Genomic DNA, 13,916 nt, shown 5'->3' with positions numbered 1-13,916 from the left:
GACTGTTGTGATCCGACTCACAGGATGGGGCGCTTCACTCCTTCAAAGACCCCTGAGCGAACAGTCCTTCCGACTCAATCTGCGGATGGGAAGGAAGCCAGCGGGGAGTTGTCGACCCGCGGTTGGCTGGAAAATGGAGGTGATCGGGATCACCAGGTTTCAGGGCTGAGATCACTCTGAATCCCCAAGGACGCTTTCACGATGGAAACGTCGAGAAGGAAGATCCGGGCAATGACCACACTCCTATTCACTTCCAGATCCCGTCGTTACGTTGTAGGGACACATTGTTGGCCAGAAGTTGTCTCCGTGCTCCTCGGGTTGGGGAGATTGGATGTTGGTTCCGACCGTGAGGTCATGGCATCCATCGGAGTGATCTTGATCCTGTCCGTCGTGATTCGTACGGGTTGGAACGCTGCGGTTCTGCTGCACGGCTTGGGACATACGTTGCTGATTGCCGCGGTGGACAGAAACGGCAAGGCTCTGAACATTGACAACATTGCCGAACATCAGAATCTCCTAATGCTGGCCCGCTCATTGATGCCGTTTCAATGGATCGGTGGCCCATGGACTTGGGGACATGCCTTGCCGTGGGTCCACGTTGGAGACCCAGCGGCCTGGAAACTTCGCATCAAGGCGACTGGTGGCTTGGTGTTGAACGGCGTGGCTGTTGCCGCGGCACTTGCCGCGATCCAATCGCCAGAGTTCAACCTGGCGCAACACACCGGCCTCCTTCCATTCTGGCTTAGCAGCAGCATGGTGTGGAGCGTGCTGGCGAGCAACGGGATGCTGCTGGCTTGCTCAAGAACTGATTGGGCTGCCTTGCTCACAGGGCACGCTGATTGGTTCTACTGCGGCAATTTTGGCTTCATTGCCGAGCGAGACAATATCTCAGCCAACGAGTTGCTGTCACAACAGGGGATTGAGCGGTTCCGAACCATGGGCCACGAAACGGAAGTTCGTGGAGAGCAGGCTGGAGGGGGCCTCGTTCTTGCCTGTGACAGAGCGGGATACATCCGGTTTGTCGGGGAGAAGTTGGTCAACACCAAACGGCAAAATCTGACCCTCCACCTTGAATCGGCCTTTGCGCGAAAGCGGCGTCAGGCAGTTCGAGCGGGCTACAGGCCCTTGAACTCCTGCATTACGGCAGCTTGGCACTATCGCTTCGGGACCAGTGGACCGCCATCTGTTCTTGAAACCCATTGGCACGAATGGTGCCCGGCCCGAGTCGATCGAATTTGGGAGCAACACGATGGCCTCTGGTCGGTGACCGAAAAAAACATCAACCATCGGATCACTCACAACGGAGACTTCGAGGGTTTCAAGCTCTTCAACAGGGTTGTTGACTACGAAACCCTTGGATTGTGGCTGGAGAGAGTCCTCCACGTTGCCAACAAAACATTGGGAGATTCCCCTAAGATCGCAGGCATACTGGACCTCCTGATCTGCAAGGGAAACTGGTGTTCAGCTGTTAGGCTGGGCTATCAAATGGCGATTGCGCAAGACGTTTCAACTGCATTTGGCGGAAGAACTCCAGCAAGGACCGCGCCTCAAACGGCACCCTCCCGCTCGACTCTTGAGCACTGGGCATCCATCTTCGAAACATGCTTTGTAGACTTTGCCCAAACCTATTCAGAGCGGGGATGGAGCGATGACAAGCTCAGGCGGCAGCAGCTGCAACGCCGCATCCATGACAACCTAAGCCGCGATTCTCACTTGAGCATGAACGGGGCGGATCGCCTGTGGAACTTGATAGACGAGACGGTACATGCATTTCTTCACAATGATCCGGAGCAAGCCAGCCGTTTGTTTCTAACTCAGGCCAGAGGGAGCTTCGGCCTCATTACCCTTTCCACCCTTACACCTGATCAAGTCGTTCTGGGTTGTCTTGGACAACCACTATCAACTGGCTTTGATTCTGAAGACCGGGTGTCTTTCTATGCTTCAGAACCCGCTTCGATTGATGCAGCGTTGGCGTTGAGGCCGCAAGCGTTCAGGATTGATTTGAATCAGAATTCAGGCGAAGTCGCAGTCCTGACATCCACATGTCTAAGGGTTTACTCCCTATCAGACATGCGTAATCTTTCAGCCGATGAACTTCTGGACAGAAAGATTCTTTATAAAAAGCATCCCCACTTGCAGCCCAACCATCCATCCACAGAAGCAAGAAGGGATCCCGTAGCAGCTGACTTGCGCGACATTCCCTGGATGTTGCATGCCATCAAGGATGACTGGATCAATCCATCGTCTTTGAATCGCCAAAGTGCAGACTACTTCATCAACATTCTGATCGCCAAGGCCCATCATCTCCAGGATAAGCAGGCCCTGCTGAAAAAGGTTGGCCTGGATCCGTCGCTGGCCAAGTCCAGTCATGTGGACATTCTTGTGACTGGTGTGGAGAACAGTCTGTGGGTTGGCGCCCAGTTTGCCAAGGACCTGGCCTCTGTTTTCCCGTTGTTGACGATCAAGACACTTTCCTCCAACCAGGTCCTTCAGAGCCTTCAGTATGATTTTGATGGACTGGGTCTAGCCAGGCAAACGGTCGTGCTGGCAATCAGCCAGTCAGGTCAAACCTTCTGCACAAGGCAGGTCATGGAGGCCTGTGATCTGCTTGTCCGGGAAGATGTGATCCGTGAGGTGTTTGTGCTCACCGGCGAGCCAACGAGTTTTGTCGGCTCGTCAATGATGCAGTCAGCCTGTGCGGGTGAACCATTCTCGAGGCGATTGTTCAACAGTGGTGGTGGACGCCGTACGGCCGAACCAGCGACAGCCTCTGTTGCTGCGCTCCACCACACGCTGACTGAGCTGCTCTTCTGTCTCTGTCGACAGATCCAGTTGGCCTTTCCTGATCAGCACCCGCTTGGCATGACCCTGAGCTCCACGAGTCTGTTGGTGCTAGAAGGCATGGAAGATCATCTATTCCTGCAGTCTGTAGTCAACATCATTGGAGCTGACTGCAAACGAGAGAGAAAACCAACGCGACTTTACAGACAAATCGTCGCAGGGGGGAGACATTGGGGATTTCATGTCCTTGAACACCCAATAGCCTGGGCCATTCAGGCTCTCTATGTTGCGATCACAGTTGGTTGGGCCATTCCTTTTGGGCACACGATCCCGCTGATGCAGACCGTGTGGAATGCGCTGATCGACGCCTTCGGTCTGAATTCTGATTGGCTCCTGATTCAGGTGCTCTCAGGAGCATTGGCGATGGCTGATCTAGGGATTTACATCTTTGGACCCTGGATCTGGACAATTGGGCTTCGCTTGGCGCAGGGACGGCAATTGCTCGCCAGAGCCGGGAAACGAACCTTGGTCATTGGAGAAACCCCCTGGGTCCATCAGATTCTCAGCAACTTTGTCAGCAAACTGTTCTCGTTAAGTTATGGAGTGACGTCATTGGAGGTCCAGGCAGCCAACCCTCAGGACGATCTGGTTCACTCCTATGCCCATCGGATCGTGAGAGGCACGCTCCTCTTCCTGGGCATCCCTGATGGTCGCTGCAGTGAGCAGCAGCGCAGCGAAGAAACGGCAGCCCTGATGGCCGGCCGGCAGGCCCATGGGATTCAACATCTGAAGACAGGGCCGGAAATCTTGTTGGTTGGTTCAAATCCTTCGATTGGCACAAAAGGATTTGCCGAGGGCATTGTTCTGCCCAGTCCGGTTCACAAGGCTTGTGAGGAGTTCGGAACTGACCGCCAGGGGGACAAGATCATGGAGTCTTTACGTGAATCACGATTCGGCTCGTTCCGAAGGTTGCTGGCGAGTTACATCTTCTTCTGGTCAATGGCCCAGACCGTTGCCAGCCTTCCACTGCTGAAATACGAGTTCTGGAAATCCCAGAGCCGCACGAAAGTCATGACAACAGCCGCGCCTGTCTCTGCTGCCAAGTTGGATCGTCCTGAGCGGGATGAAGTGTCTGTCCTTCACTTGCCTGTCTATGCGAATCGCGATCAGAGTTAGGAAGAAGACGGATTACCTCTTGGCGGCAGGTGGTTCATGGGCTGGCTTGAGCCATGTGCAAGGCTTTCTGAACAATCATCTGCCCTCCTGTTCTCTCGGAAGTGGGGACAAGGCAGGCAGGGCTCCCTCAACATCCCAGCAGCAGTATCAAGGCGAAGGCGCTTCCGGGTGTCAACCTGAGTGGCCTGCCGACCCCCGTGCGTGGAGCCCGCCGCCCTGCTCGACCAGCTCCTGCCGGCCCTGCGCTCCCCGGCCGGGGCCGTCGCTTTCATTCCGCTGTATGCGCTCTGGGTAACCCTGCTGCTGCCGGGCGTCTGGGCCTCCATGCTGGCTGGCGCCCTCTACGGCACCTGGCTCGGCAGCGCCGTGGTGTTCGCGGGGGCGAGCAGCGGGGCGATCGTGGTGTTCCTGCTGGGCCGCAGCTGGCTGCGCGACTGGGCGCGGCGGCGGCTGGCGGCCACGCCCAAGCTGCTGGCGATCGAGCAGGCCGTCAGCCGCGAGGGGTTGATGCTGGTGCTGCTCACCCGCCTCTCGCCGGCCTTCCCGTTCAGCCTGCTCAACCTGGCCTATGGCCTCAGCGAGGTGAGCTTCCGTGATTACGTGGTCGGCCTGGTGGCGATCCTGCCGGGCACGATCCTGTTCTGCGGCCTCGGCGCCCTGGCCGGGGATGTGGCCCGTTTCGGCGCCGTGCTCTCCGGTGAGGCCGATGCCACCACCTGGTCCCTTCGGCTGCTGGGAATCGGCGCCACCTTGGGCTCGATCTGGCTGGCGGGGCGGGCGGCTCGCCGGGCCCTGGAGACGGGCACGGGGGGGCGTGATCAGGGCTGAGCCGGCAGCCGCCAATCCCGGATCGCCGCCACCAGCACGAACCAGGCCAGGCGCAGCCGGGCCAGCGGGCCCCGGCGAGCCGCCAGCTCGGCGTGCTTGGCCCGACCGCAGTCGGTTTTGATCCATCGGTGCGCAGCCGGCACGCCGGCGGGATCGCGGTTCATGGCGGCGGCTGGCTGGGAAGGACGATGCCGGGCGTTGGAACCTGCCCGGATTCAACGCTAGCCAGCGCTTCAAGCAAGTCCCGCAGTCCCGCCTCATCAAGCACGGCCACACCGAGCGCCTCGGCTTTGCCGAGCTTGCTGCCGGCCTCCTCGCCCGCCACCACATAGCTGGTTTTGCGGCTGACCGAACCGCTCACCTTGCCCCCGGCCGCCTCGATCAGGGCCTGGGCGGCACTGCGGCTCAGGCTCGGCAGGGTTCCGGTGAGCACGAAACTCAGGCCGGCCAGGGGGCCGCCACCTGGAGCCTGCCCGCCGCCGGCCGGATGGTCGCTCTGGCTGGCCGCGAGCGGGAGGCCCAGGCCCGCCAGTTCGGCCACAAGCGCCCGGTTGGCCGGAGTTCCGAACCATTGGCGCAGGGACTCGGCGATCTCGGCGCCGATGCCGAACACTGCCGTGATCGCCTCGGGGTGCTCGGCGGCGGCGGTGCCGAGCGCCGCCACTGAGGGGAAGACCCGCGCCAGTGCCTTGGCGTTCACAGCCCCGACATGGTGGATGCCGAGGCCATAGAGCTGCCGGTGCCAGGGCTGGGCCTTCGAGGCGGCCAGGGCCGCCACCAGGTTCTCGGCAGACTTCTCCCCCATCCGCTCCAGGCTGGCGAGCAGGGCTCGATCGAGGCGATAGAGATCGGCGATCGAGGCCACCAGGCCCCGGTCCACCAGTTGTTCAACAAGTTTGCCACCCAGGCCATCCACGTCGAGGGCTGCCTTGCTCACCCAGTGGCGCAGGGCGCCGCGCAGGATGGCCGGGCAGCTGCTGTTGACGCAGCGGGTCGCCGCCTCCCCCTCCTCCCGCACCAGCTCCGAGCTGCATTCGGGGCAATGGCTGGGCAGCTCCAGGGGCCTGGCGCCGGCTGGCCGCAGCTCGCTGAGCACCCGAACCACCTCCGGGATGATCTCACCGGCTTTGCGCACCACGATGGTGTCACCGGCGTGCAGGTTGAGCTCGGCCAGCCGGTCGGCGTTGTGGAGAGTGGCACGGCTGACGCTGGTGCCGGCCAGCTGGACCGGTTCGAATTCGGCGACCGGGGTCACGGTGCCGGTGCGACCCACCTGAGCCGCCAGGCGCAGCAGCCGGCTGGGGGCTTCCTCGGCGGGGTACTTGAGGGCGATCGCCCAGCGCGGGTGAGTTTCTGTGAAGCCGGCACTGTCCTGGAGCCGCAGGTCGTCGAGCTTCACCACCACCCCGTCGGTGGCGTAGGCCAGCTCGCTCCGCCTGGTTTCCCAGGCTGAGAAGAAGGTTTCCACCGCTGCCAGATCGGCGCAGCGCTCAGCGTTGGGGTTCACCCGGAAGCCCGCCGCCGCCAGCCACTGAAGCGAGTCCCATTGGCTGCTGGGCCGCGCCGGCCGCCAGTCGTCTGGCAGGTGCAGGGTGTAAGCGAAGAAATCCAGCCGACGGGAGGCCACCACCTGGGAATCGAGCTGGCGCAGGGTGCCGGCGCAGGCATTCCGTGGGTTGGCGAAGGGGGCCTCATTACGCCCCAGCCGCTCGGCGTTGATCTCGGCGAAGGTGTCGTCGCGGATCAGGGCCTCACCGCGCACCTCCACCCAGGGCGGTGGATCCTCCAGCTGCAGCCGCAGCGGCACCGCCTGGATCGTGCGCACGTTGGCGGTGATCTCCTCGCCGCGCTCCCCGTCGCCGCGGGTGGCGGCCCGCACCAGCAGGCCGTGCTCGTAGCTGAGGGCGAGGGCGTTGCCGTCGATCTTGAGCTCGCTGACCATCGTCAGGTCAGGCCTGGGCTCACCTGCAGTGGGAAGACGATCGAGTTCCCTGAGCAGGCGGGTGTACCAGGCCTCGAGTTCCACCCAATCCCAAACCTTCCCCTCCGAAGAATCTTTTGATTTGGCCTGAACGAAGCCGTTCTTCAGGCTGAACAGTGGAATTCGGTGCTCCACGCTGGAGAATCCTTGCGCCGGCGCCCCACCGACCCGCTGGGTGGGGCTGTCGGCGGTCACCAGTTCGGGATGCCGGCGTTCCAGCTCCTCCAGCTCCCGGTACAGCCGGTCGTAGACGGCGTCCTCCAGCTCAGGAGCGTCGAGCACGTAGTAGGCGTGGGCGGCGCGGGCCAGCAGCCGACGCAACTCGATGGCCCGGGTGTGCTGGACGGGGGTCGCCGCGGGCCGCTCGTCGTCGCTGAGTGAGAAGGCGGTCACGGGCGTCGGGGAGGACGTGGCGGCCTTCAGGCCGCAGCCAGCTTGCTGATCCGGTCCACCCGCCAGGCCTCATCCACCTTCACGAAGGTGAAATCAAGCGGCAGTTCGTCCTTGGCTTCCGATTTCAGCTTCACCGTCAGGATGACCTGACCGTCCTGAAGGCGGGGCCGCCCGGATTTGAGGTTGCGAAACTTGTTCAGCTGCAGCCCTGCCAGGAAGCGGATGAACTGCTGCCGGTTCACATGGGAGCGATAGTTCTTGGTGGTGAGCAGGTAGGCGCCGTCGATCTGCCCTGAAGCCACCTGGGTGAAGAACTGCTTGAGCAGGGGGTTAATGCCGCGGGCGCTGAGCACCAGCTTCACGGCCGTGTAGGTCCAGTAGAGCAGGAGGGCGCCGGCGGCACCCAGCAGCAGTTTGGTGCCGATCGTCTGGGCCAGACCCCAATCCATTGTGTGCGAAGGCGCTTTCAGGGTTCAGAGTCTGACCGACGATCCCACCAGACTGGTGAACGTCCAGGCACGAAGCCGAAGCGGCATGCCCCTTGAGCCCCTGCTTCCCCTGTTTCATCGCCTCGACCGGGAGCATTTCGAGGGTTCCCTGGCCCCCACCGGTCGCAGCCTGGTGGAGCTGCGCTGGAGTGATGGCCGCATGAGTCGCACCGCTGGCCTCTACCGCAGTGGCCGCCGCCCGGATGGCACGGACCTCTGCGAGATCGTGCTCTCCCGGCCGTTGCTGGAGCCCCTGCCACGCGAGGCGATGCTCGGCACCCTCTGCCACGAGATGATCCACGCCTGGATCGACCGGGTGCTGGGGGTGCGGGAAGTGCACGGTCCCCACTTCCGCGCCCGGATGGCGCGGATCAACGCGGAGCAGAGCCAGTTCCAGGTGAGCCTCCGCCACCGTTTCCCGCTGCCGCTCACCACAGCGCGCTGGCTGGCCCGCTGCCCCTGCTGCGGCGTCACCGCCCCCTATCGCCGGCGGGTGCGGGGGGTGGCCTGCCGCCTCTGCTGCGACCGCTTCCACGGTGGCCGCTGGAATGCCGCCTGCCTGCTTCGCTTCGAAGCCTCGGCCCCAGGAACCACTGCCACCTAAGGTTCCCGCTGCTGCAGGCCGCAGGCATGGATCTTTTCCTCTGGGTGCTCCAGGCTGGCGGCGTCTCGATCACGCTGGTCGGACTGGCCCGGGAGCGCTGGCTGCGGCAACGCGTCCGGCCGGGGCCCAGCCGTTAACGTTGGTTCAACACCAGTTTGCGCGCAGGTCAGGCAAGGCCATGAACGGTTCCGGTGATCCTCCACGCCGAGGCAGACGCCGCTCAGCCGGAGGCACCCTCGATCAGTGGATGACGGCGGGCCGGCAGCTCGTTGATGGGGTTTCCGGGGCTCGCCCCGGCTCCCGCTCCCAGGGGCGCTCCAGCAGCGGCCCCCCTTTGGGCAGCTCTGCGTCCAGCGGCGGCTTCCAGGGGCTCGGCCGCTGGGTGGAAGATCGCCTCGACTGGTTCATGGAAGAGGAGGACGACTGGCCCGAACCCTGGCAGGAGCGGATCCCCGAGCGGGAGGCTGCCCCTCGGTCCCTGTCTTCCACCCCACCGGCTTCCCCCTCGTTCCGAGCTCCTGGCCGCCCTGCCCAGGTTCCCCAGAATCGCCCCGAGCCCCCTGGCGGCGCGGCCCAGCCGCCACGGCGAGCCCTTGAGGCCATCTCCCGCCGCGCCGCCCCCCTGCTGCCGCCGGCCGCGGAGCAGGGGGAGTGGCCATCCCGCGAGAGCTACGACCTGCCGCGCTGGCAGCGGCCTGAACCCGCAAACCCGGTGCAGCCCGCTCCCCCCCCCCAGAGGCCCCTGCCCCGCTCAAGCCGGAGCCGTCCTTAACCCTCCAGCGGCCCCGGGGCCTCTAGGTTGAACAGGACATCCGACCCATGGACCGAGCTGGCATGAGCAACCTGATCGTGGTGGGCTTTCCCAAGGCAGAGGAGGCCGATTCGGTGCGGCGGGAACTGGTGAACATCCAGCAGGAGCATCTGATCTCCCTGGAGGATGCGGTGGTGGTCGAGCACGACGACAACGGCCAGGTGCAGTTGCGACAGGCCGTCAACCTCACGGCCGCCGGAGCTCTCGGTGGAGGCTTCTGGGGGTCGTTGGTGGGCCTGCTGTTTCTCAATCCCCTGCTCGGCGCGGCAGTCGGTGCCGGCGTCGGTGCCGCCTCCGGAGCCCTCAGCGACCTGGGCATCAACGACAACTTCCTGCGCGAAGTGGGGGAAACCCTGCCGAAGGGCAGCGCGGCCCTCTGCCTGCTGGTGCGCGATGCCACCCCCGACCGGGTGATCGAGCGCCTGCGCAGCTACGCCCCCCAGGCGAAGCTGCTGCGCACCAGCCTCAGCCACACCGACGAAGACCGCCTGCGGGAGCTGCTCGAGCAGAGCCGTAAGCAGGCCGAAGCCCTGCGGCTCGGCTGAACTGGGCCGCGATCACCCGGAGCACTGGCTGGGGCCAAGCCAGTGCTCCAGGGCCGGCGAGAACACCTCCCGGATCACGGTGAGCGGCTTGCCGCCCCGGAAGAAGCGGTAGTGACGGCTCCAGAACGGACCCTGCCGCTCGAAGCCTTGCTCCAGCCAGGCCGCCGACACCTGGGCAAGCCCATCCACTTCCCGGAACAACTCAGCCCGATCGGCGCTGAGGCTGCGCCAGATCGGCAGTTGACGGTCGCGAAGACTCTGATCCGCTTCGATCTGGTTCCACCAGCTCTCCGCCCAGGCCAGGGCCACCCCATCGCAACGCAGCCACACCTGACGTCGCAGCAGGGGGATGTTCAGCTCAGCCACCTCGACCGGCACCCGGTTATCGGCGGCCTGATCGGCTGCCATCGTGATCAGCTCCACTTCCACAGGCGCCCCTGTGAGCAGCTCCAGGTGGCGGGTGGGGCTGCCATCACCCAGCAGCAGCAGTCGCCAGGGGCCGCTGAGAAGCTGGCTGGTGCTGGCCTCGGCCAGCGCCCCGAAGGGTTTCTCCCAGATCGGCTCGGGTGAGGCGAACGCAGGGCCCGCCAGCGGTCTGCGCAGCCCTTGATCGGGGCCGGAGCAGGCCGATTCCGTCATCTCAGGGGGAGCCGCCGATGCTGACCCGCTGCTGCTGGCCATTGCGTTCGATCACCACGGAATCACCGGAGGTGGAGTGCAGCCGCCAACCGGTCGAGCCGATCGGTTCGCCAACCGCGGTGCTGGTGGCATTGCCCTCGAGGCTGAAGATGGCGGATCCACCCCTGCCATTGGCCTGGACCACCCCGACCAGCTCTGGCGCCGAGCCGATCGCCACCGCGCCGGCACCGGCGCCGAAAGCGGGGCTGACGGATTCCCCGACGCCGATCGGCCGGGCGTTGCCCAGCACGGGGGCCGCGGGCACCGGACGTTGCAGCGTTCCGCGCAGGGGCACCCGCAGCGGTCGGGCCTGGATCGCCTGGCCGCCACCTTCGAGCGAACCCAGCTCCTGCAGCCAGGGTTCCTGCGGCGGTGGCGGCGGCAAGCTGGGATCAACGGGCAGGCCTTCCGCCCCACCCAGGGCCGCGATGGCGGCGGGTGGGGCGATCGCAGATCCGCTGTCGGGGGGAGCGGCCCCGAGTGAGCGCAGCCGCTCCAGGAGTTGAAGGTTGCGTTCCTGAACCAGGGCCTGGTTGCTGATGCTCCACTGCTGCCAGAGCAGCAGGGTGGTGCCGATGCCCAGCAGGGAGAGCAACGCCAGCAAGGCCAGCACCAGGGGAGGCTGGCCGCGCTTCGGCTCCGGGCTGGTGGCGGCGACCCCGGCGGGCTGGGGCCGCCAGGGCGGTTCGTCCCGCACCACCACATCGATCGGCGCGGAGTCCACCGACCCGAGCGGCGCGGCCGCGGCCCGGATCGCCGGCGTCGACGCAGCGAACACCCGGTCCATCACCTGATCGGTCTTGAGTTCCCAGTAGGCGCGGGAACTGGTGATGCCGCGGGAAGTTGCCATCGAGGCCGCTGGGCTCAAACGTCGGGCGCGCCCACCGTAACGACAGTCCCGGTGCTTGACGAGGGGCCGGTCGCGGCCAGGGAGCGGCGCCGGTTGAGCTCGAGCCAGAGCAGCAGGGCCGTGACATCCGCAGGGCTCACCCCCGGGATCCTGGAGGCCTGGCCCAGGTTGCAGGGCTGCACGGCACTGAGCTTTTCGCGGGCTTCCTTGGAGAGGGTGGTGATGGCGTGGAAGTCGGTGTCGGGGGGAATGGGGCGATTCTGTTGCTTGCCGGTCTGGTCGATCTGCTGCTGCTGACGGGCCAGATAGCCGCTGTACTTCAGATCGATCTCGGCGGCTTCGCGCACCTCACGGGGCAGGGCGGGATCGGCCAGGCCATGGTGCACCAGGTCGGCGCTGTGGAAGCCGGAGCGCCGCAGCAGGTCGGCCAGGGTGATCGAGCCCCTGATCGCCGCGCCGGTCTGAGCCTCCACCGCCGGCGCCACCGGGTCGCTCGCCTTCAGACGTACCGTGGCCAGCCGCTGTTGCTCGGCCGTGATCGCCGCCTGCTTGCGTTCGAAGATCTGCCAGCGGCGCGCGTCGATCAGCCCCAGCTCGCGGCCCAGCGGTGTCAGGCGCCGGTCGGCGTTGTCGCCCCGCAGCACGAGCCGGTATTCGCTGCGGCTGGTCAGCACCCGGTAGGGCTCCTTGAGGTCCTTGGTGACCAGATCGTCGACCAGGGTGCCGATGTAGCTGCCCTCGCGGGGGAAATGCACGGCTTCCTGGCCGCGGATCCGGCGGGCGGCATTGAGGCCGGCCACCAGCCCCTGGGCGGCGGCCTCCTCGTAGCCGGTGGTGCCGTTGAGCTGGCCGGCTGTGAACAGGCCAGCCAGTCGCCTGGTTTCCAGGGAGGGCTTGAGCTGGGTGGCCGGGAGGTAGTCGTAGTCAACGGCGTAGGCGGGCCGGAGCATCACGCAGCGCTCCAGCCCCGGCAGGGTGCGCAGCAGCTCCAGCTGCAGCCGCTCCGGCAGGCCCGTGGAGAACCCCTGGACGTAGAGCTCAGGGGTGTCGCGGCCCTCGGGCTCCAGGAAGATCTGGTGGCTGTCCTTGTCGGCGAAGCGCACGATCTTGTCTTCGATCGAGGGGCAGTAACGCGGGCCCTTGCTGTCGATGAAACCGCCATGGACCGGCGTGAGGTGGAGGTTGTCGCGGATCAGCTGGTGGGTGGCCGCCGTGGTGCGGGTGAGGTGGCAGCTCATCGGTTCGCCGCTCACCCAGGCGGCGGGATCGAAGGAGAAGAACTGATCGGCTGCGTCGCTGGGTTGTTCCTCCAGCTGGTCCAGTGCCACGCTGCGCCGGTCCACCCGGGCGGGGGTGCCGGTCTTGAGACGGCCTGTCGTGAAGCCCAGCATCTGCAGCGCCTCGGTGAGCCCCTCGGAGGGCTGCTCCCCGGCCCGGCCCGCCGGCATCGACTGGTTCCCCACCCAGATGCGCCCTCCCAGGAAGGTGCCGGTGGTGAGGATCACGGCAGCGGCGGCGTAGGTGCTGCCGAAATAGGTGCGAACGCCGATCACCCGGCCGTCCCCAGCTGCGGGATCGCCCTCCACTTCCAGGTCGACCACCATCGCTTCGCGCAGGGAGAGATCGGGGGTGTGCTGCAGCAGCTGCAGCATCTGGCGGGCGTACTGGCGTTTGTCCGTCTGGGCGCGCAGGGCCCACACCGCAGGTCCGCGGCTGGCGTTGAGCACCCGTTTCTGCAGGGCGGTGGCATCGGCGAGCCGGCCGATTACCCCGCCGAGGGCATCCACCTCGTGCACCAGCTGGCTCTTGGCCGGTCCGCCCACGGCCGGATTGCAGGGCTGCCAGGCGATCCGATCGATGTTGAGCGAAAACAGGGCGGTGTTGATTCCCAGCCTCGCGGCGGTGAGCGCCGCCTCACAACCCGCGTGGCCGCCGCCGACCACGATCAGCTCGAAGGATTCGGTGGGGTCTGCGCTGAAGGCCATCACTTGAATTTATGGTGGACCAGGCGGAGATGGGGCAAGGTCTGGAGCAAACGCCCGGTGAATGGGCCCGATGGCTGAAGGGCACCTCGAAAAATCTACGTCGCTCCCTGACAGACTTTGAAATAAGCAATAGAATTGGTTCAGTTCAATACAGCTGAATGGGACAGCGTGGATTCTGGGATGAGGAGAAGCGCATCCACAGGCTTCAGCAGAAGAAGCCTACGTTAGCGACCCTATCCGAGACGATTCCTTGGGAAGCCTTCAGGCCCCTGCTGGAGCAGGGTTACAGCCATGAACGGAAGAGCAATGCTGGCAGGAAACGGATTGATCCGCTCATCCTCTTCAAGATGCTGGTGCTTCAGCAGCTGTTCAACCTCAGCGATGAAGAGCTGGAATTCCAGGTCAATGACAGACGCTCATTCGAGGAATTTGTCGGACTGGGAGTGATGAACACCATTCCTGATGCCACCACGATTGCCTTCTTCCGCGAGCGTCTCCGCAAGGCGGGCGTTATCGATGAGCTCTTTGACCGGTTCGAGGAGCACCTGCGGTCCGAGGGACTGGAGGCCCGTGGAGGGCAGATCATCGATGCGACACTGGTACCTGTTCCCAAACAGCGAAACTCAAGGGAGGAGAACAAGACCATTAAGAATGGATCCATCCCAGAGAAGTGGCTGAACAAGCCAAACCGACTGCGCCAGAAGGACACTGACGCCCGCTGGGTCAAGAAGAATGGCATCAGCCATTACGGATACAAGAACAGCATTTGCATTGATGCCACTCACGGCTTCATTCG

Annotated in this window: 12 protein-coding genes; 6 read left to right on the top strand and 6 right to left on the bottom strand. The window is 64.5% G+C overall.

What is annotated here, in order from left to right; genetic code table 11:
• The first annotated feature begins 354 nt into the window (after positions 1 to 354).
• On the top strand, positions 355 to 3,957 hold the full coding sequence (locus KQ307_RS03750; protein ID WP_259726990.1) for a hypothetical protein: 3,603 nt from the start codon (positions 355 to 357) through the stop codon (positions 3,955 to 3,957).
• Positions 3,958 to 4,158: 201 nt separating this feature from the next.
• Entirely contained in the window at positions 4,159 to 4,785 is a 627-nt protein-coding gene (locus KQ307_RS03745) for a TVP38/TMEM64 family protein (RefSeq protein WP_259726989.1), read from the top strand.
• Here the strand turns inward: KQ307_RS03745 and KQ307_RS03740 are convergent.
• Genes KQ307_RS03740 through KQ307_RS03730 form a run of 3 tightly spaced genes read right to left on the bottom strand, consistent with a single transcriptional unit; the run spans position 4,776 to position 7,608 of the window.
• Entirely contained in the window at positions 4,776 to 4,949 is a 174-nt protein-coding gene (locus KQ307_RS03740; RefSeq protein ID WP_259701827.1) for a hypothetical protein, read from the bottom strand. The genes KQ307_RS03745 and KQ307_RS03740 overlap by 10 nt on opposite strands.
• Positions 4,946 to 7,159: an NAD-dependent DNA ligase LigA gene (gene ligA, locus KQ307_RS03735; RefSeq protein WP_259726988.1), complete on the bottom strand. Its 2,214-nt coding sequence runs from the start codon at positions 7,157 to 7,159 to the stop codon at positions 4,946 to 4,948. The genes KQ307_RS03740 and ligA overlap by 4 nt, the downstream gene beginning before the upstream one ends.
• 26 nt (positions 7,160 to 7,185) lie before the next feature.
• A complete protein-coding gene (locus KQ307_RS03730) occupies positions 7,186 to 7,608 on the bottom strand; it encodes a hypothetical protein (protein ID WP_259701829.1) in 423 nt (140 codons plus the stop codon).
• Between the two features lie 85 nt (positions 7,609 to 7,693).
• On the opposite strand from KQ307_RS03730, the gene KQ307_RS03725 reads away from it, so the two are divergent.
• The 3 genes from KQ307_RS03725 to KQ307_RS03715 all read left to right on the top strand — a co-directional run bounded on the left by KQ307_RS03725 (position 7,694) and on the right by KQ307_RS03715 (position 9,607).
• Entirely contained in the window at positions 7,694 to 8,251 is a 558-nt protein-coding gene (locus KQ307_RS03725) for a SprT family zinc-dependent metalloprotease (protein ID WP_259726987.1), read from the top strand.
• Between the two features lie 178 nt (positions 8,252 to 8,429).
• The gene (locus KQ307_RS03720) at positions 8,430 to 9,023 is read left to right on the top strand and encodes a hypothetical protein (protein WP_259726986.1); all 594 of its coding nucleotides are present in this window, start codon (positions 8,430 to 8,432) and stop codon (positions 9,021 to 9,023) included.
• 62 nt (positions 9,024 to 9,085) lie between these two features.
• Positions 9,086 to 9,607, top strand: a complete 522-nt coding sequence (locus KQ307_RS03715; protein ID WP_259701901.1) for a DUF1269 domain-containing protein — start codon at positions 9,086 to 9,088, stop codon at positions 9,605 to 9,607.
• A 12-nt stretch (positions 9,608 to 9,619) separates the two neighbouring features.
• On the opposite strand, the gene KQ307_RS03710 is transcribed toward KQ307_RS03715, so the two are convergent.
• The 3 genes from KQ307_RS03710 to mnmG are packed head-to-tail and all read right to left on the bottom strand — an operon-like array spanning position 9,620 to position 13,120.
• On the bottom strand, positions 9,620 to 10,246 hold the full coding sequence (locus KQ307_RS03710; RefSeq protein ID WP_259701832.1) for a chorismate lyase: 627 nt from the start codon (positions 10,244 to 10,246) through the stop codon (positions 9,620 to 9,622).
• A 1-nt stretch (position 10,247) separates the two neighbouring features.
• A complete protein-coding gene (locus KQ307_RS03705) occupies positions 10,248 to 11,135 on the bottom strand; it encodes a hypothetical protein (RefSeq protein ID WP_259726985.1) in 888 nt (295 codons plus the stop codon).
• A 14-nt stretch (positions 11,136 to 11,149) separates the two neighbouring features.
• The gene (mnmG, locus tag KQ307_RS03700; protein WP_259726984.1) at positions 11,150 to 13,120 is read right to left on the bottom strand and encodes a tRNA uridine-5-carboxymethylaminomethyl(34) synthesis enzyme MnmG; all 1,971 of its coding nucleotides are present in this window, start codon (positions 13,118 to 13,120) and stop codon (positions 11,150 to 11,152) included.
• 158 nt (positions 13,121 to 13,278) lie between these two features.
• Here mnmG and KQ307_RS03695 point away from each other — a divergent pair.
• Positions 13,279 to 13,916, top strand: a 638-nt coding sequence (locus KQ307_RS03695; RefSeq protein WP_259726983.1) for an IS5 family transposase, incomplete at its 3' end; no start/stop codon positions are given.

Source organism: Synechococcus sp. CS-1326 (assembly GCF_025128115.1).
Classification (GTDB): domain Bacteria; phylum Cyanobacteriota; class Cyanobacteriia; order PCC-6307; family Cyanobiaceae; genus Regnicoccus.
The sequence above is the reverse complement of the archived record's forward strand: the minus strand, read 5'-3'. Positions and strand labels throughout refer to the sequence as shown.